General features: G+C 75.6%; 16 protein-coding genes. 12 read left to right on the plus strand and 4 right to left on the minus strand.

Annotated elements, in window-relative coordinates; all coding sequences use genetic code 11:
• Positions 1-146: 146 nt before the first annotated feature.
• The 3 genes from ACI78S_RS03425 (at position 147) to ACI78S_RS03435 (ending at position 2,557) form a co-directional block, all read left to right on the plus strand.
• Entirely contained in the window at positions 147-2,033 is a 1,887-nt protein-coding gene (locus tag ACI78S_RS03425) for an acyl-CoA dehydrogenase (protein ID WP_456970800.1), read from the plus strand.
• Between the two features lie 111 nt (positions 2,034-2,144).
• A complete protein-coding gene (locus ACI78S_RS03430) occupies positions 2,145-2,354 on the plus strand; it encodes a hypothetical protein (protein WP_456970801.1) in 210 nt (69 codons plus the stop codon).
• A gap of 8 nt (positions 2,355-2,362) precedes the next feature.
• Positions 2,363-2,557, plus strand: coding sequence for a hypothetical protein (locus ACI78S_RS03435; RefSeq protein ID WP_456970802.1), 195 nt, complete (start codon positions 2,363-2,365; stop codon positions 2,555-2,557).
• 58 nt (positions 2,558-2,615) lie between these two features.
• Here ACI78S_RS03435 and ACI78S_RS03440 read toward each other — a convergent pair whose 3' ends face one another.
• Positions 2,616-3,983 (minus strand): MFS transporter, encoded by a 1,368-nt coding sequence (locus tag ACI78S_RS03440; RefSeq protein WP_456970803.1) that lies wholly within the window; start codon positions 3,981-3,983, stop codon positions 2,616-2,618.
• A 264-nt stretch (positions 3,984-4,247) separates the two neighbouring features.
• Here ACI78S_RS03440 and ACI78S_RS03445 point away from each other — a divergent pair, with 264 nt between their 5' ends.
• From ACI78S_RS03445 to ACI78S_RS03460, 4 genes are read left to right on the plus strand one after another with little or no spacing between them, the layout of a single operon-like run.
• A complete protein-coding gene (locus ACI78S_RS03445; RefSeq protein WP_456970804.1) occupies positions 4,248-4,997 on the plus strand; it encodes a 3-hydroxybutyrate dehydrogenase in 750 nt (249 codons plus the stop codon).
• Complete coding sequence (locus ACI78S_RS03450; RefSeq protein ID WP_456970805.1) at positions 4,928-6,853, plus strand: helix-turn-helix domain-containing protein; 1,926 nt, start codon at positions 4,928-4,930, stop codon at positions 6,851-6,853. Before ACI78S_RS03445 ends, ACI78S_RS03450 begins: the two co-directional genes overlap by 70 nt.
• A gap of 46 nt (positions 6,854-6,899) precedes the next feature.
• Positions 6,900-7,853, plus strand: coding sequence for a 3-methyladenine DNA glycosylase (locus tag ACI78S_RS03455; protein WP_456970806.1), 954 nt, complete (start codon positions 6,900-6,902; stop codon positions 7,851-7,853).
• Complete coding sequence (locus ACI78S_RS03460) at positions 7,850-8,695, plus strand: tyrosine-protein phosphatase (protein ID WP_456970807.1); 846 nt, start codon at positions 7,850-7,852, stop codon at positions 8,693-8,695. Before ACI78S_RS03455 ends, ACI78S_RS03460 begins: the two co-directional genes overlap by 4 nt.
• A gap of 7 nt (positions 8,696-8,702) precedes the next feature.
• On the opposite strand, the gene ACI78S_RS03465 is transcribed toward ACI78S_RS03460, so the two are convergent.
• Complete coding sequence (locus tag ACI78S_RS03465) at positions 8,703-10,775, minus strand: diguanylate cyclase domain-containing protein (protein ID WP_456970808.1); 2,073 nt, start codon at positions 10,773-10,775, stop codon at positions 8,703-8,705.
• A 135-nt stretch (positions 10,776-10,910) separates the two neighbouring features.
• Between ACI78S_RS03465 and ACI78S_RS03470 the strand changes: the two genes are divergently transcribed.
• Positions 10,911-11,378, plus strand: coding sequence for a DUF4396 domain-containing protein (locus ACI78S_RS03470; protein WP_456970809.1), 468 nt, complete (start codon positions 10,911-10,913; stop codon positions 11,376-11,378).
• Positions 11,379-11,448: 70 nt separating this feature from the next.
• Here the strand turns inward: ACI78S_RS03470 and ACI78S_RS03475 are convergent, their stop codons facing one another.
• Complete coding sequence (locus tag ACI78S_RS03475; RefSeq protein ID WP_456970810.1) at positions 11,449-11,604, minus strand: hypothetical protein; 156 nt, start codon at positions 11,602-11,604, stop codon at positions 11,449-11,451.
• A gap of 110 nt (positions 11,605-11,714) precedes the next feature.
• A complete protein-coding gene (locus ACI78S_RS03480; RefSeq protein ID WP_456970811.1) occupies positions 11,715-13,454 on the minus strand; it encodes a phosphoenolpyruvate--protein phosphotransferase in 1,740 nt (579 codons plus the stop codon).
• 170 nt (positions 13,455-13,624) lie between these two features.
• Between ACI78S_RS03480 and ACI78S_RS03485 the strand changes: the two genes are divergently transcribed.
• From ACI78S_RS03485 to ACI78S_RS03500, 4 genes are all read left to right on the plus strand, one after another.
• Complete coding sequence (locus ACI78S_RS03485; RefSeq protein ID WP_456970812.1) at positions 13,625-14,392, plus strand: DeoR/GlpR family DNA-binding transcription regulator; 768 nt, start codon at positions 13,625-13,627, stop codon at positions 14,390-14,392.
• Positions 14,389-15,414 carry a 1-phosphofructokinase family hexose kinase gene (locus ACI78S_RS03490; protein ID WP_456970813.1) on the plus strand — a complete coding sequence of 342 codons (1,026 nt, stop codon included), beginning with the start codon at positions 14,389-14,391 and terminating at the stop codon, positions 15,412-15,414. Before ACI78S_RS03485 ends, ACI78S_RS03490 begins: the two co-directional genes overlap by 4 nt.
• A 23-nt stretch (positions 15,415-15,437) precedes the next feature.
• A complete protein-coding gene (locus ACI78S_RS03495; RefSeq protein ID WP_456970814.1) occupies positions 15,438-17,564 on the plus strand; it encodes a PTS fructose transporter subunit IIABC in 2,127 nt (708 codons plus the stop codon).
• Positions 17,565-17,627: 63 nt separating this feature from the next.
• Entirely contained in the window at positions 17,628-17,888 is a 261-nt protein-coding gene (locus tag ACI78S_RS03500; protein WP_456970815.1) for an HPr family phosphocarrier protein, read from the plus strand.
• Positions 17,889-18,032: the final 144 nt, after the last annotated feature.

Consider the following 18,032-nt stretch of genomic DNA (forward strand, 5'->3'; position numbering starts at 1 on the left):
CACCGCCGGCGGCGCGGGTCACGACCACGCCGCGAGGGCCGCGAGGCGCATCGACCGCTGCTCCACCCACCCCTCACGAGCGTGTCCGCGCGCTCGACGCTTGCCCTGGCTACTCGCCGGTAATAGCGTTTGTTACTGGCGAGTACATGAGCGCCGTCACAGCGCACGCGAGCACAGGAGCCACCGGCATGGGCCACTACACCGCGAACCTGCGGGACCTCGAGTTCAACCTCTTCGAGTTCCTCGACACCAAGGACCGCTTCGGCACCGGGCCGTTCGAGCAGATGGACGCCGAGACGGCCCGGGGCGTGCTCGCCGAGATCCGCAGGCTGGCCGAGGGCCCGATCGCGGAGTCCTTCGCCGACGCCGACCGCAACCCGCCCGTGTTCGACCCGGCCACCCACTCGGTGACCCTGCCCGAGTCGTTCAAGAAGTCGGTCCGCGCCCTCGAGGACGGCGAGTGGTACCGCCTCGACCTGCCCGAGGAGCTCGGCGGCTTCGGCGCCCCGGTCACGCTCTCCTGGGCGGCCTTCGAGATGGTGCTCGGCGCCAACCCGGCGGTGTTCATGTACGGGGCGTGGGCGGCCTTCGCGGGCGTGCTGCACGAGCTGGGGACGCCGGACCAGAAGCGGCTCGCCGAGCTGATGATCGAGCACAGGTGGGGCGCCACCATGGTGCTCACCGAGCCCGACGCCGGCTCCGACGTGGGCGCCGGCCGCACCAAGGCCGTGCGGCAGGAGGACGGCTCCTGGCACCTCACCGGCGTCAAGCGGTTCATCACCTCGGCCGAGCACGACCTGAGCGACAACATCGTCCACCTGGTGCTGGCCCGCCCCGAGGGCGCGAAGCCGGGCACCAAGGGCCTGTCGCTGTTCGTCGTCCCCAAGTTCCACGTGGACCTCGGGACCGGCGCGCTCGGCGAGCGCAACGGGGTGTACGTGACCAACGTCGAGAAGAAGATGGGCCTCAAGGTCTCCACGACCTGCGAGCTCACCTTCGGCGACGGCCCGGTGCCCGCGAAGGGCTGGCTGGTCGGCGAGGTGCACGACGGCATCGCGCAGATGTTCAAGGTCATCGAGCACGCCCGGATGTTCGTGGGCGCCAAGGCGATCGCCACGCTGTCGGCCGGCTACCAGCAGGCGCTGGCCTTCGCCAAGGAGCGGGTGCAGGGCGCCGACCTGACCGCGACGTCGAAGGACGCCCCGCGGGTGACCATCACGCACCACCCCGACGTGCGCCGCTCGCTGATGCTGCAGAAGGCCTACGCCGAGGGCATGCGGGCGCTGTACCTGTACGCGGCCTCCTTCCGCGACCAGGTGATCCAGGCGCAGGCCGAGGGCGCCGGCGACAGCGAGGCGGCGCAGCTCGCCGAGCGGGTCAACGACCTGCTGCTGCCGGTGGTGAAGGGCTTCGGCTCCGAGCGCGCCACCCAGCTGCTCACCGCCGAGTCGCTGCAGACCCTGGGCGGCTCCGGCTACCTGCAGGACTACCCGATCGAGCAGTACATCCGCGACTCCAAGATCGACACCCTCTACGAGGGCACCACGGCGATCCAGGGCCAGGACTTCTTCTTCCGCAAGATCGTCAAGGACGGCGGCGTCGCGCTGACCTGGCTGGCCTCGCAGATCCAGGCGACCATCGACGCCGAGGTCGGCAACGGCCGGCTCAAGGAGGAGCGGGCGCTGCTGGCCACCGCGCTCTCCGACGTGCAGGGCATGCTCACCGCGATGTTCGGCCACCTGACGGCGGCCCGGGAGGACATGAGCAGCCTGTACAAGGTCGCGCAGAACACCTCCCGCCTGCTGCTGGCCGCCGGCGACCTGATCACCGCGTGGCTGCTGGTCCGCCAGTCCGAGGTCGCCCTGGCCGCGCTGGCCGGCGAGGTGGGCGAGAAGGACCGGTACTTCTACGAGGGCAAGCTCGCCGCCACCCGCTTCTTCTGCAGCCAGGTGCTGCCGAGGCTCACCGCCGAGCGGGTCGTCGTCGAGCACACCGACAACGCGCTCATGGAGGTGCCCGAGGCCGCCTTCTGAGCGGACCGCCCCGCGGCGACGGCCGCCTTCCCGTGGACGGGGAGGCGGCCGTCGCCGTTTCCGGCGGACCGACGTGGGCATGGGGTCGGGACGACGGAAGGAGCGAGGGCGATGACCGATCCCGCGGGCAGCGACCGCATCCAGCAGGACGTCCCCACCGCCTCGGGCTCGGGCGACAACGCCGACACCGGCTCGTCGTTCGAGGACGTGCCGCTGACGCGCGAGGAGGCGGTGGAGCGCGACGCCGCCACCCCCGACGAGCAGCCGGCCCGGGCCGACAGCGACCTCTCGACCGCCCAGCGCGCGCAGCACGACAAGTGAGGAGCACCGTGACCGAGTCCCAGCCCACCGGCTACCGGGAGTCCCCCGACACCACCGACGCCGACTCGAGCAGCAACATGGTCGACGGCACGCCCGGCAACGACGCCGGCGACGGTGGAGAGCGCGACACCGTCACGCTCACCACCGACGACGAGGCGCAGCGGGACGACGGCGTCGCCCGCCCGGGCAACACGTCGGACTAGACGGCCGGACGGGCGCCCCACCACCGGCGGTGGTGGGGCGCCCGTCGCCGTCCGCCGGTCACACGGCGGCGGTGGTGCGCCCGTCCTCCTTCAGCACGACGGCGTCGTCCCCGGCCAGGTCGCGGGTGCGCGTCTCGCCGTAGGCCCAGACCGCGATGAGGGTGACGGCCGCGCACGCGATGAGGTACAGCGCCACCGCGCCCGGGTTCGGGTCGTCGAAGCTGCCGAGCAGCGCCAGCGCGATGAGCGGCGCCGGCGCACCGGCGACGACCGAGGCCAGCTGCGCCCCGACGGACACGCCCGTGTACCGGGCCTTGGTGCCGAAGAGCTCGGCGAAGAAGGCCGCCTGCGGCCCGTACATCGCGCCGTGGAAGAGCAGGCCGGTCGTGATCGCCACGACGGCGAGCGCGAAGTTGTCCTGGTCCAGCAGCCCGAACAGCGCATAGGCCCAGAGCCCGATGCCGGCGGCGCCGAACAGGTACACCGGCCGGCGGCCGATCCGGTCGGACAGCGCGCCCCACAGCGGGATGGTCACCAGGTGGACGGCGGAGGAGATGAGGACGGCGTTGAGGGCGAAGGACGCGTCCAGGCCCCGCACGTCGCGGATGTAGACGAGCGTGAACGCCGTGAGCACGTAGAACGAGACGTTCTCGGCGATGCGGGCGCCCATCGCGGTGAGCACCTCGCGCTTGTAGCGGGCGAGGACGGTGACGATCGGGGCCTTCTCCGCGGCGCCGGTGGCCGCCGCCTTCTCGGCCGCGACGCGCTGGGCCTCGAGGAAGACGGGCGACTCGCTGACGGCCAGGCGCACGAACAGGCCGACGACGATGAGCACCGCCGACAGCAGGAACGGGACCCGCCAGCCCCACGCGGCGAACGCGTCGTCCGACTGGAAGGCGGCCAGCAGCGCCAGCACGCCGGTGGCCAGGAGGTTGCCGGCCGGCGCGCCCGCCTGCGGCCACGACGCCCAGAAGCCGCGGTGCTGCGGTCTGCCGTGCTCGGAGACGATCAGCACCGCGCCGCCCCACTCGCCGCCGAGGGCGAAGCCCTGGACCAGGCGCAGCACGATGAGCAGGACGGGGGCCAGCACCCCGACCGTCGCGTACGTCGGCAGCAGACCGATGAGGAACGTCGCGCCGCCCATCATGAGCAGCGAGATGACCAGCAGCTTCTTCCGGCCGAGCCGGTCGCCGAAGTGGCCGAACACCAGCGCGCCGACCGGTCGGGCGAAGAACCCGACGGCGTAGGTGGCGAACGCGGCGAGGGTGCCGACGAAGTCGTCCTGCTCGGGGAAGAACAGGTCGTTGAACACCAGCGCGGCGGCGGAGCCGTAGAGGAAGAAGTCGTACCACTCGACCGTGGTGCCGACGATGCTCGCGCCGACGACGCGGCCGAAGCGCGTGCCGGAGGTGGCGGGTGCGGACATGGGGGGAGGTCTCCTCGTCGAGGGGCCGGCGGTCCGTTCGGGCTCGACGCTAGGTACCCGTGATCGACGTCACCATGTGGCGGCGGGCCGCATCCGGCCGGCGCGGCATGTGCCCTCCGCCCACGACGCACCACCCCGCTCCCGGCGCGCGCGGTCCACGCCGCCCCCTGCCTCCGCGCTCGTGTGGGCTCACCACACCGGTCGCGGCGGCGGCTGTGGTGGGCGCACGTGCGCAGCCTCCCGGCGCGGGCCTACCGTGCTGCCATGGCCGACGAGCTGACGGGACGACGGGCGCTGGTCACCGGGGGCGCCTCCGGCATCGGACGCGCCTGCGCGCAGCGGCTGGCCGCGGCAGGCGCCTCGGTGCTGGTGCTGGACCGGGACGCCGAGGCGGCGAAGGCCGTCGCCGAGGAGGTGGGCGGTGACGCCGTCGTCGCCGACCTCACCGACCTCGACGCCGTCGACTCCCTGGACCTGGACGTCGACGTGCTGGTGAACAACGCCGGCCTGCAGCACGTGGCGCCGCTGCACGAGTTCCCCGTCGACCGGTTCTCCCACATCCTCCGGCTGATGCTGGAAGCGCCGTTCCGGCTGGTCCGGGGCGCGCTGCCGCACATGTACGGCCGCGGGTGGGGGCGCGTCGTGCACATCAGCTCGATCCACGGGCACCGCGCGTCGGCCTACAAGTCCGCGTACGTGACGGCGAAGCACGGCCTCGAGGGGCTGTCGAAGGTGATCGCGCTGGAAGGCGCCGAGCACGGCGTCACCTCCAACTGCGTCGCTCCCGCCTACGTGCGCACCCCGCTGGTCGAGGGCCAGATCGCCGACCAGGCACGGGCCCACGGCCTGTCGGAGGACGAGGTGGTGGAGCAGGTGATGCTGGCGCCGGCCGCGGTGAAGCGCCTGCTCGAGCCGGCCGAGGTGGCCGAGGCGGTCGCCTACCTGTGCTCCCCGGCCGCGGCGTCGGTCACCGGCACGTCGCTCCTGCTCGACGGCGGCTGGAGCGCCCACTGACGGCCGCGGAGTACTTCGAGCTGCTGCTCGACGACGCCGCGGCGATCGAGTACGAAGGACCGCTGGTGCGCGCCCGCGCCGCGGGGGCCGACGGCGCGACCGTGGCCGAGCTGGAGCAGGTGAAGCTGCTGGCGCTGCGCGTGCGCGAGGCGTTCGCCGCCCGCCGCCGGCGGGAGTCCGAGCTGGCGGCGCTGTTCGACACCGCCGGCGACCTCGCCGCGCTGCGCAGCGTCGACTCGGTGCTGACCGCGATCGTCCGGCGGGCCCGCCAGCTGCTCGGCACCGACGTCGCCTACCTGACGCTGAACGACGAGAGCCGCGGCGACACCTGCATGCGGGTCACCGACGGGTCGGTGTCCGCCCGGTTCCAGGCCCTGCGGCTGGGCATGGGCGAGGGCCTCGGCGGGCTGGTCGCCCAGACCGCGTCGCCGTACGCGACGGCGGACTACTCCCGGGACGACCGGTTCCTGCACACCGAGGAGATCAACGGCGGGGTCAACGAGGAGGGGCTGGTCGCCATCCTCGGCGTCCCGCTCGTCCGGGGTTCCTCGGTGATGGGCGTGCTCTACGCCGCCGACCGCAGCGAGCGCTCGTTCGACCGCTCCGAGGTGGCCCTGCTCGGGTCGCTGGCCGCGCACGCGGCCATCGCCCTCGACAACGCCCGGCTGCTGGAGGAGACCCGCACCGCGCTGGAGGAGCTCTCCACGGCCGGCCGGGAGCTGCGGGCGTACACCGCGTCCGTGGAGCGGGCCGCCGAGGCGCACGACCGGTTCATCGACGTCGTCCTGCGCGGCGGCGGGGTGGAGGACGTCGCCGCGGCGGTCACCGAGGTGCTCGGCGGCCGGATCGTCGTCCTCGACGAGGAGGGCCGGCCCTCCCCCGCCGGGCCGGACGACGCGCTGCCACCCGACCCGGCGGCCGCCCTGGGACAGGCCCGGGCCACCGGGCGCACCGCGCGGGACGGCAGCTGGTGGACCAGCGCGGTCACCGTGGGCAACGAGCTGCTCGGCGGGCTCGTGCTGCACCGCGACGACGACCTCTCCGGCGCCGACCAGCGAATCCTCGAGCGGGCGGCGCTGGTCACCGCGCTGCTGCTGCTCATCCGGCGGACGGCGAGCGAGGCCGAGAACCGCGTCCGCGGCGAGCTGCTCGACGAGCTGCTCACCGCCCCGGGCCGCGACCCCGACGGGCTGCGCGAGCGCGCCCGGCGGTTCGGGGCCGACCTCGACCGGCCGCACGCCGTGGTCGACGCCCGGGCGCCGGAGCCGCGGCGGGCGCGGGCGCTGGCCGCCGCCGTGCACCTGGCCGCGACGCGGGGCGGCCTGGCCGGGCTGCACGACGGGCGCGTGGTGGTGTGCCTCCCCGGCCCCGGCCCGGAGGACGCGGCCGCGACCGTCGCGCGCGAGCTCACCGGTGCCGGAGCAGGCCCGGTCACCGCCGGCGGCGCCGGGCCCGCGGCCGGCCCGGCGGGGCTGGCGGCGGCGTACGCCGAGGCCGCCCGCTGCACGGCCGCCCTGCTCGCGCTCGGGCGCGCCGGCCAGTCCGCCAGCGCCGCCGAGCTCGGCTTCGTCGGGCTGCTCGTCGGCGAGCACCGCGACGTCCCCGGCTTCGTCGGGTCGACCGTCGGGCCGGTCCTGGACTACGACCGGCGGCGCGGCACCGCGCTCGTCGCCACCCTGCAGGCGTGGTTCGACGCCGGCGGCTCGCCGGCCCGCGCGGCCGAGGCGCTCGGCGTGCACGTCAACACCGTGGGCCAGCGGCTGGACCGGATCGGCCACCTGCTCGGCGCGGAGTGGTCGGCGCCCGGCCGGGCGCTCGAGATCCAGCTGGCGCTGCGCCTGCACCGGCTCACCTGAGCGCCCGTCCCGGGGTGGGGAGGACCGGGGTCCTTACGCTGGACCGGTGCGCGCGGAGGTCTGGCAGGAGCGGGCGCGCGCCCACGCCGAGCGCGCCGACGCGCTGACCGCCGGCCACCGGGCTCGCCGGGTCGCGGGCGAGCGGCACGCCGTCGAGGACTTCCTCTACGAGTACTACGGCACGCGGCCCTCGCTGCTGCGCCGCTGGCACCCCGGCCCCGGCGCCGCCCTCGAGCCGTCGCCGGAGGGCCCGGCGCCGCACGCCGCCTGGCGCTGGTACGCGACCGACGACGACGGCGCCGTGCGCCTCGACGTCGACGCCTTCCTCGCCGACCGGGGGGACACGGTCGCGTTCGTGCACCGGCTGCTGACGGCCACCGCCGCGCGGCCGGTGCACACCGGCTGCTTCGGCCTGCACGAGTGGGCGATGGTCTACCGGGAGGACGAGCACCGGCACCCACTGCCGCTGCGGCTGGGCCGGGCCGGCACCGACGCCGTCGTCGAGGCGCACCCGGTCCGCTGCTCGCACTTCGACGCCTTCCGGTTCTTCACGCCGGCCGCCGTCCCGCTCAACCGGCTGCAGCCCACCCGCGCCACGCAGGTCGACCTCGAGCAGCCCGGCTGCCTGCACGCGTCGATGGACCTGCACAAGTGGGCGGGCAAGCTGGGCCCCGCCGTCCCGGGGGAGCTGGCCCTCGACTGCTTCGAGCTGGCCCGCGACGTGCGCCTGCTCGACATGCAGGCCTCGCCGTACGACCTCTCCTCCTACGGGCACGCGGCGGTGGCGATCGAGACCGCCGCGGGCAAGGCCGAGTACGTGCGGCGGCAGCGGGCGTTCGCCGAGCGCGCGGCGGTGCTGCGGACCCGGCTGGTCGCGGTCTGCGACGCGCTGCCGGCCCGGGCCGGCGCCGGCGGGGGCCCGCACCGACCCGAGCGGACCGGCGGCGGCCACCGGCGCGACACCGTCCCGTCGTCCGTGCGCCGTACCGTCGAGGCGTGACCTCCTCGCACCGCGACGCGTCCCCCGACCGCTGGATCCGGCTCGACGGCACGGCGAACACCCGCGACCTGGGCGGCCTGCCGACGACCGACGGCGGGCGGACCGTGCCGGGGCGGATCTTGCGCAGCGACAACCTGCAGACCCTGAGCGCCGACGACGTCCGCCGGCTGGTCGACGAGCTGAAGGTGCGCGAGGTCGTCGACCTGCGCACCACCGCCGAGGTGCTGCTGGAGGGCCGCGGCCCGCTGCGCGACGTCCCCGAGGTCACCCACCGGCACTTCACGCTGCTGCCCGAGCGGGGGCACCGCACCGACGTCTTCGCCGTCGAGGAGGACGCCGAGCTCCCCGACCTGCCCGCGGGTTGGCAGGAGTCGGTGCTGCCGCGGCAGGTGGCCGAGCACGACCAGCACGAGCCGCCGGCGGTGCGCTCCTACCTCGGTTACCTGCACGACCGCGGCGACGCCGTCGTCGAGGCGCTGCGCGCGCTGGCGCACGGCGGGCCGGGGGCGGCGATCGTCCACTGCGCGGCCGGCAAGGACCGCACCGGCGTCGTGGTGGCGCTCTCGCTCGCCGTGGCCGGCGTGCCGCACGAGGAGATCGTCGCCGACTACGCGCTGACCGCCGAGGTCATCCACGACATCGTCGCCCGGCTCGCCGCCTCCCCCACCTACGCCGAGGACATGGAGCGGCGCGACGTCGCCGACCACACACCGCACGCCGCCACGATGGACGGGCTGCTCCGCGTGCTCGACGAGCGCCACGGCGGCCCGATCGGGTGGCTGGAGAGCCACGGCTTCGGCGAGGCCGACCGGGCGGCGCTGCGCTCGCGCCTGCGCGACTAGGGCGCCCCTATCGCTGGGGCGCCGGGGCCCGCTCGTCGCGTCCCCGGTGCTTGTGCTCGTACATCGCCGCGTCGGCCCGCTTCAGCAGCTGCTCGGGCCCGCCGTCGCCGCGGTGGACGGCGAGGCCCACGCTGGTGCCCACCGGCACGTCCCGCCCCTCCAGGCGGAAGGGGCGGTCGAAGCAGGCCCGCACGCGCTGGACCAGGGAGTCGAAGCCCTGCGGTGCGGCGAGGCCGCGCAGCACCACCGCGAACTCGTCGCCGCTGAGCCGGCCGACGGTGTCGCCGGGACGGACGGCGGCCAGCAGGCGGGCGGCGACCTGCCGCAGCAGCTCGTCGCCGGCCGCGTGCCCCAGGGTGTCGTTGACCTGCTTGAACCGGTCGAGGTCGCAGAAGACGACGGCGACCTCCTCGGCCGGCCCGCGTCCGGCCAGCGCGGCGGCCAGCCGCTCGAGGAACAGGACCCGGTTGGGGAGTCCGGTCAGCGCGTCGTGCGTGGCCTGGTGGCGGACGGTGTCGAGCAGCCGGGCCTTCGCCATGGCGGTCGACGCCTGGTCGCCGATGCCGCGCAGGCGGGTCAGCACCTCGCCGTCGAGGTGCCCCGGCGCCTCCCCGGGCCGCCACCCCCCGGCGGCGACCCCGAGGAAGACCGTGCCGGCCAGCAGGGGGACGGCGACCGCGTCGCTGCTGCCGATGCCGTGCAGCAGCTGCCGCATCGCCGGGCTGCCGGAGTCGGCGTGGAGCACCTGGCACTCCCGCTCGGTGAGCATGCCGACCAGCTCGGGCGAGTCCTCGGTGGTGAACTCGGTGCCCATCGCGAGGTCGGTGACCAGCGGGTCCAGCCCCTCGGTCGCCGCCGTCCGCAGCGTCCCGTCCTCGGCGTCCCAGAGCATGATCATGGCGCGGGTGCAGCCGACGACCCGGGGCAGCGCGCGGGCGACGACCTGGCAGACGGAGGCCTGGTCGGCGGCGCCGGCCAGCTCGTGGGCCAGGGCCAGCAGCGCGCCGGCGCGGTCGGCCTCCCGCCGGGCGTCCTCGAGGGCGAGGAGCAGGTCGAGCGCGGCCGCGGCGTGGCCGGCGTAGGCGGCGAGCATCGACCGCTCGTCCCCGAGGGCGCCGTCCCCCTCCCGGTAGACGGCCGCGAGACGGCCGTGCGTGCCGCGGGCCGAGGCCACGTCGACGACCACCGCGTTCGGGCCGAGGTCGCCGCCCGCGAGGAGGGTGCGGGCCAGCCCGGCGACGTCCTCGGCCGGGAGGCCCGCGCTGTGCACCAGCGGCTCCCCGCCGGCCGGCGGGGAGACGGCCAGCAGGTAGGCCGGCGCGAGCACCGCCTGCGCGGCGCGGGCGACGATCGTGCGCAGCACGGTGTCCAGGTCGTCACCGGCGACCAGTTCGCGGGCGGCGGTCTGCAGGCCGTGCAGCTGCGAGCGCAGGGCAACGAGCTCGGCGTCGGCTCCCGGCGCGGCGCCGGGGACCCGCCGCCGGACGCGGAACCGGCGCCGGTTCTGCCACGTCAGGTGGTAGACGCAGGCCGGGTAGCCGTCCGACTCGCACTCGTCGTGCCGGACCTCGGCGGGCGGGAGGCCGAAGACGCAGGGCACCGTGCCGATCAGCCCGCGGGCGTAGTCGCAGTCGAGCCGCGAGTGCCGGTAGCCCTCGTGCAGGGTGAACCGGACGGTGGCGGAGGTCGCCCCGCTCTCGACGACCTCCATCGTCGACGTGGTCGAGAACTTGGCGACGGCGCGCGGGAGCTGGCGGTAGACCTGCCGCGGGGAGCCGATCGCCCGCACGAGCAGGACCAGGCCGGGGTTCAGGCCGTGGGCCAGCGCCTGGCTGCCGACGTGCCACATCGTCGCAGGGTCCCCCAGCACCTCGGTGGCCGCCGCGAACAGGCGGATGCGCGACTCGTAGCTCACCCAGTGGTCGTGGCGGCCGAGGTCCGCGGCCGGGAAGGGCAGGCCGGCGCGGCGCAGGGTCTCCTCGACGGCGTCCTCGCCGCCGCGGTCGCGCACGTAGGAGACCACGAGCGCGGTCGTGGCGCCGGAGGTCTCCCGGGCCTCGGCCGGCGCGTTCCCCGTCACGCCCGGTGCATCGGCAGCGCGCACGCCCCGGTTGAGCGCCCTGCCCCGTCCGGGGGAGCCGCCCCCCTTGCGCATCGGCGGCCGGGGGCGTAAACACGTAGATACCCCAGGGGGGTATTTACGAGGGAGGCTCCGATGCACGACCACACGACGTCCACCTCCTCCGGCAGCGCGCCGTGGAGCACCGCGATCCGGGCCACCCTGCACTGCCTCACCGGCTGCGCCATCGGCGAGGTGCTGGGCATGGTCATCGGCACCGCCCTCGGCCTGCCGGAGGCGGCCACCGTGGCGCTCGCCGTGGCCCTGGCCTTCGTCTTCGGCTACGCGCTGACGGTGCGGCCGGTGCTGCGCAGCGGCGTGCCGTTCCGCGCGGCGCTGCGGATCGCGCTCGCCGCCGACACCGTCTCGATCGCCGTGATGGAGGTGGTCGACAACGCGGTGATCCTGTCGGTCCCGGGCGCGATGGAGGCCGGCCTCGCCTCGGGGCTGTTCTGGTTCTCGCTCGCCGGCGCGCTCGCGGTCGCGTTCGTCGTGACGACGCCGGTGAACAAGTGGCTGATCGGCCGCGGCAGGGGTCACGCGGTGGTCCACGCCCACCACTGAGCCGGGCCGACCGGGCAGGGACGACGACGGCCCCGCCTCCGGGTGGAGGCGGGGCCGTCGTCGTCGGCGCTCAGCGCGGGATGCTGTTGTACGCGCGGCTGGCGGCCAGGGTCAGCAACTCGTCGACCATCGCCGGGCCGGTCGCGCGGTCGAGGGCGCGGTCGAGCGCCCGCCGCGTCCGCGCCGCCCGCCGACGCTCGCGCCAGCTGGACGTCACGCTGCTCATCTCTGCTGCTCCTTCGGAAGCCGTCTCGGGGTGACACCTGTACTAATACAGGCAGATCGGAGACTATTCCTAAGGAATTAAGGTCAACTCGGCGAAACGCCGAGGGAACCTCACTCGGCAGGGTGAGCTGCGCCTCGTTCCGCGGCCCGGACCACCTCGCGGACGGCGTCCCGCGCCGACCGCGGGTCGCGGGCCGCCAGGGCCGCCTCGGCCGCGGCCTGGCACGTGGCGAGGTCCACCGTGCCGAGCCGGGCGCCCACCGCCGGCACCGCCGACGCGGCGCAGGACAGCGAGCTGATCCCGAGGCCGACGAGGACGACGGCGAGCAACGGGTCGGCCGCCGCCTCGCCGCAGACGCCGACCGGCCGCCCCCTGCGCCGCCCGGCGTCGGCGGTCAGCCGCACCAGCTCGAGCAGCGCCGGCTGCCAGGGGTCGGTGAGGTCGGCCAGGTCGGCCGACAGCCGGTCGGCGGCGAGCGCGTACTGCGACAGGTCATTGGTGCCGATCGACAGGAAGTCGACGTGGTCGAGCAGCCGCTCGGCCAGCAGCGCCGCCGAGGGGACCTCGATCATCACGCCGGGCACCAGGCCGCGGTCGCGCACGCGGGCGGCGAAGTCCGCCGCCTCGGCCTCGGTGGCCACCATCGGCGCCATCACCCAGGGCGTGCTCCCGGTCTGCCGGGCCGCGCGGGCCACGGCGTCCAGCTGGCGGTCGAGGATGCCCGGGTCGCGGCGGGCGATGCGCAGGCCCCGCACGCCGAGGGCCGGGTTGGCCTCGTCGGGCAGGGTGGCGAAGGTCAGCGGCTTGTCGGAGCCGGCGTCGAGCGTGCGCACCACGACCTTGCGCCCCTCGAACGCGGCGAGGACCTCGGCGTAGCCGGCGGCCTGCTCCTCGACCGTGGGCTCCTCCGCGTGGCCGAGGAAGGCCAGCTCGGTGCGCAGCAGCCCGACGCCCTCGGCGTGCGCCGCCGCCGCCGCGCGGGCGCCGGCGCCGTCCTGCACGTTGGCCAGCACCTGCACGGCGTGCCCGTCCTTCGTGGTGGCCGGACCGCGGTAGCCGGCCAGCGCCTCGGCGGCGACGCGCGCCGCCGCCACCCGGGCCTGCGCCTCCCCGGGCTCCGGGTCCACCGTGACCGTGCCCTGCTCGCCGTCCAGCAGCACGGTCGCCCCCACTGGGACGTCGTCCAGCCCGCCGACCGCCACGACGCAGGGCAACCCCAGCTGCCGGGCGATGATCGCCGTGTGGCTGGTCGTGCCGCCGAGCCGCGTGGCAAGGCCGACGATGCGCGCCGGGTCCAGGCCCGCGGTGTCGGCCGGCGCCAGGTCGTCGGCGAGCAGCACCGACGGCCGCGCGGGCGTCGGGACCCCCGGCTCGCCCTGACCGGTCAGCTCGGCGACGATCCGGTCGCGGACGTCGCGCACGTCGGTCGCGCGCTCGGCCATGAGCCCGCCCAGCGAGGTGAACAGGTCGACGAACTGCTGGGCCGCCCGGACCGTGGCCACCTCCGCGGCCAGCCCGCCGTCGATGCGCTGCTCGACCGCCGCGAGCAGGCCGCGGTCGCGGGCCAGGCCGGCCGTGGCGGCCAGCACCTCGGCGCTGACCCCGGTGGCCGCGGCGGCCCGGGCCTCGAGCCGCCCGGCCACGGTCTCGGCCGCCGCGGTGAAGCGCTGCTTCTCCGCGGGCCGCTGCGCCTCCGCGACCGGCGCCCCGTCGTCGCCGGGGAGCCGGACCGCGCCCGACGGGCGGACGACGGGGCCGAGGGCGACCCCCGGGACGACGGGCGTACCGGTGAGCACGGCCGGGCCGGAGGTGGGCGGGAGCGATTCTGTCCCGGGGGCGGTGGTGGGCACGGGGCGCTCCATGGGTCTCGAGGGCGGGGGACGCCGTCGTCCGTCGGTGACCAGGGTCACGAACGGGCCTTGACTTGTCAACCAATCGGGCATAGAACAACACCACAGCAACCCGAAAGCCACATAATCGGACATCCCGTGTGGCGGCACCCGGAGGGAGGGAGGGTCGCATGTACCCGGAGGAGCGCCAGCACGCGATCGCCACGCTGGTGGCCGAGCGCGGGCGCATCCAGGTCGCCGCGGTGGCCGAGGAGTTCGGCGTGACGATGGAGACCGTCCGCCGCGACCTCGCCGTCCTCGAGCGGGCCGGGATGCTGCGCCGGGTGCACGGCGGCGCGGTCCCCTCGGGGGCGCTCACCCTGGTCGAGACCGGCCTCGGCGAGCGGCACGGCACGCGCACCGAGCAGAAGCGCAAGATCGCGGTGGCGGCGCTCGACCTGCTCCCCTCCGTGGAGGGCAGCGTCCTGCTCGACGGCGGCAGCACCACGGCGGCCCTCGCCGACGTCCTCCCGACCGACCGCCGGTTGCTCGTGGCCACCAACTCCGTGCCGATCGCGACGCGGCTGTCCGCCTCGCCGGGCGTCACGCTGCACGTCCTCGGCGGGCGGGTCCGCGGGATCACGCAGACCGCGGTCGGCGACACGACCATCCGCGCCCTCGCCGACCTGCGCACCGACGTGGTCTTCCTCGGCACCAACGGGATCAGCGCCGGGCACGGCTTCTCCACCCCCGACGAGGCGGAGGCCGCCACCAAGCGGGCCATGGTCCGCGCCGCCCAGCGCAGCGTCGTCCTCGCCGACAGCAGCAAGCTGGGCCGCGAGCACCTGGTCCGGTTCGCCGCCGTCGAGGACGTCGACGTGCTGGTCACCGATTCCGGCGCCGACCCGGCCGCGGTGGCCGAGCTGGAGGACGCCGGGGTCGAGGTCGTGGTCGCGTGAGCCGAGCCGTGCACAGCCGAGGCGTCGACGTCGTCACCCTCACCGCCAACCCGAGCCTCGACCGCACGCTGGCGCTGCCCGGCCCGCTCGACCGCGGCGGCGTGGTCCGCCTCGGGGTCAGCTCCACCGAGCCGGGCGGCAAGGGCGTCAACGTCTCGCGGGCGCTCGCCGCGGCCGGCACCGCCGTCCTCTCCGTGCTGCCGGCCGCCGACGACGACCCGATCGTGGGCGCCCTGCGCGCCCGCGGCCTGCGCCTGGCCACCGTCCCGGTCGACGCGCCGGTGCGCACCAACTACACGCTGGCCGAGCCGGACGGCACCACCACCAAGCTCAACGAGCCGGGGGTGCCCCTCGACGAGGGCTCGCGGGCGGCGCTCACCGCGGCGGTGCACGGGCACGCGGCCGGTGCCCGCTGGGTGGTCCTCTCCGGATCGCTGCCGCCCGGCACCCCGGTCGACTGGTACGCCCAGCTCGTCCGCTCGGTGCGCGACACCGGCGCGCGGGTGGCCGTGGACACCTCGGAGGCCCCGCTGCGGGCCCTGCTCGACGCCGGGCCCGACGCGGTCCCCGACCTGCTCAAGCCGAACGCCGAGGAGCTCGCCCAGCTCGCCGGCCTGCCGGAGGCCGCCGTACTGGCCGACGCCGGCGCCACCCTCGCCGCCGTGCGCGCCCTGCACGAGCGCGGCGTCGCCGAGGTGCTGCTCACCCTCGGCGCCGACGGCGCGCTGCTGTCGACGCCGCAGGGGCTGTGGTCGGCGCAGCCGCCGCCGGTCGCCGTGCGCAGCACCGTCGGCGCCGGTGACTGCAGCCTCGCCGGGTACCTGCTCGCCGACCTCGCCGGGCACCCGCCCGCCGAGCGGCTGCGCAGCGCCGTCGCGTACGGCGCGGCCAGCGCGTCGCTCCCCGGATCCGCCGTTCCCACCCCGGCCCAGGTGGACGGTCCAGCAGTTCGGGTCACGGCCGGTTTCGCCGGCACCAGCAGCACCCCTCTCGTCCGGGCCGCCGGCCGGGACGCCCGCTGACCTGCTCCAGGGGGAACCTCTCCATGCCCGCTCTGATCACTCCCGACCTGGTCGCGCTCGACGCCGACCTGGGAGCCGACAAGGACACCGTCGTCCGCCGGCTCGCCGCCCTGGTCGCCGACGCCGGCCGCGCCACCGGCGCCGAGGCGCTGCACAGCGACGCGATGGCCCGCGAGGCGCAGGCCGCCACCGGCCTGCCCGGCGGCATCGCCATCCCGCACTGCCGCTCGGCCGCCGTCACCGAGGCCTCGCTGGCCTTCGCCCGGCTCTCGCCGAGGGTCGACTTCGGCGCGCCCGACGGCCCGGCCGACCTCGCCTTCCTCATCGCCGCGCCGGCGCACGGGGACGCCGACCACCTCACCCTGCTCACCGCGCTGGCCCGGGCCCTGGTGCGGCCGGAGTTCGTGGCGTCGCTGCGGTCGGCCGCCACCCGCGAGGAGGTCGTCGCCCTGGTGCAGGAGGTGGTCGCCCCCGAGCCCGAGCCGGCCGCCGCGCCGGCCGCCGCCCCCGCCGCCCCCGCTGCCGCTCCGGCCGCCGCCCCCGCGGCGGAGGCGCCCGGCCGCAGCCTGGTCGTCGTCAGCGCGTGCCCGACCGGCATCGCGCACACCTACATGGCCGCCGACAAGCTCACCGCCGCCGCGCGGGCCGCCGGGGTGGACGTGCACGTCGAGACCCAGGGCTCCTCCGGGTCGACACCGCTGGACCCGGCGGTGATCCGGGCCGCCGACGCGGTGATCTTCGCCGTCGACGTCGGCGTCAAGGACCAGCAGCGCTTCGCCGGCAAGCCCGTCGTCCAGTCGGGCACCAAGCGGGCCATCAGCGAGCCGGAGAAGATGGTCCAGGAGGCGCTGGCCGCCGCCGACGACCCCGACGCCCGCCGGGTCCCCGGCACCGCCGCCGCGGCCGGACCGGCCGCGCTCGGGCCCCGGCCGAGCACCGGCGCGGAGATCCGCCGCTGGCTGCTCACCGGCATCAGCTACATGATCCCGTTCGTCGCCGCGGGCGGTCTGCTCATCGCCCTGGGCTTCGCCCTCGCCGGCTACCCGATCGCCAACGCGAACCCGGACACCGGCCAGTCGTGGGCGCTCACCTGGGTGCTGAACAACTCGGTGTTCGACCTGCCCGCGAGCACGGTCGAGAACCTGCGCGGCGGGCTCGCCGGCTACCTCGGCGCGGTGCTGTTCCTCATCGGCAACCTGACCTTCACCTACCTGATCGTCGCCGCGCTGGCCGGCTACATCGCCTACGCCATCGCCGACCGGCCCGGCATCGCGCCCGGCTTCATCGTCGGCCTGGTCGCCACCACGGTGAACGCGGGCTTCCTCGGCGGCCTCATCGGCGGCGTGCTGGCCGGGTTCGCGGCGCTGTGGCTGTCCCGCCTCAAGGTCGGTCGCGTGCTGCGCGGCCTGATGCCGGTCGTGATCATCCCGCTGGGCGCCACGCTGATCTCCAGCGGCATCATGGCGATCGTCCTCGGCCGGCCGCTGGCGGCCGCGATCGGCTCGCTGACCGACTGGCTCAACGGCCTCACCGGCACGTCCGCGATCCTGCTCGGGATCCTGCTCGGCCTGATGATGGCCTTCGACATGGGGGGGCCGGTCAACAAGGCGGCGTACGCCTTCGCCACCGCCGGACTGGCCAGCTACATCGCCGACCCGAGCGAGAACACCGGCCCCCTGGTGATCATGGCGACGGTGATGGCCGCCGGCATGGTCCCGCCCATCGCCCTGTCCCTGGCCACCGTGGTGCGGCCGCGGGTGTTCACCCCGGCCGAGCGCGAGCAGGGCAAGGCGGCGTGGCTGCTCGGGCTCGCGTTCATCACCGAGGGCGCCATCCCGTTCGCGGCGGCCGACCCGCTGCGGGTCATCCCGTCGATCATGATCGGGTCCGCGACGACGGGAGCGATCGTGGCCTCCGCGGGGCTCGAGGCCCAGGCCCCGCACGGTGGCGTCTTCGTCTTCTTCGCGATCAGCGGCCTCCTGGTCTGGCTGCTCGCGATCGTGATCGGCGCCGTCGTAGGCGCCGCGGCGGTGATCGTCGCCAAGAGCATCGGCCGCACCAAGGCCGAGGAGCTGCCCGAGGACGCCGTGGACCTCGAGCACACGCACACCGTGGCGCCGCCGGCCCCGTCGCGGGCCGCCACCGCCTGACACGGGGCGCACTCCCCAACTACCGTCCTGACCAGTACCGATCCGCACGAGGAAGAGGCATCGATGCCCAGTCAGACCGTCACCGTCGGTTCCCGCGTCGGGCTGCACGCGCGGCCGGCGGCCCTGATCGCCGAGGCCGTGGGCAAGGCCGGCGTCCCGGTCACCCTGGCCACCCCCGGCGGCAACCCCGTCGACGCGGGTTCCCCGCTGATGATCATGACGCTGGGGGCCAAGCAGGGCGCCGAGGTCATCGTGACCAGCGACGACCAGGCCGTCCTGGACCGGATCGCCGGCATGGTCGCCCAGGACCTCGACGCGGAGTAGCGGAAGGACCCGGCTGCCCCCCGTCCCTCGCAGGCTCGGGACGGACCCTGCAGCCGGGCCGTTCCAGGACGTGCGCCGGCGCCCGTCCCCTGCGGCTGCGGGGGACGGGCGCCGTCATGACGTGCGGGAACGGCTCCCTCGCAC

This window comes from Geodermatophilus sp. SYSU D00815, assembly GCF_054050035.1.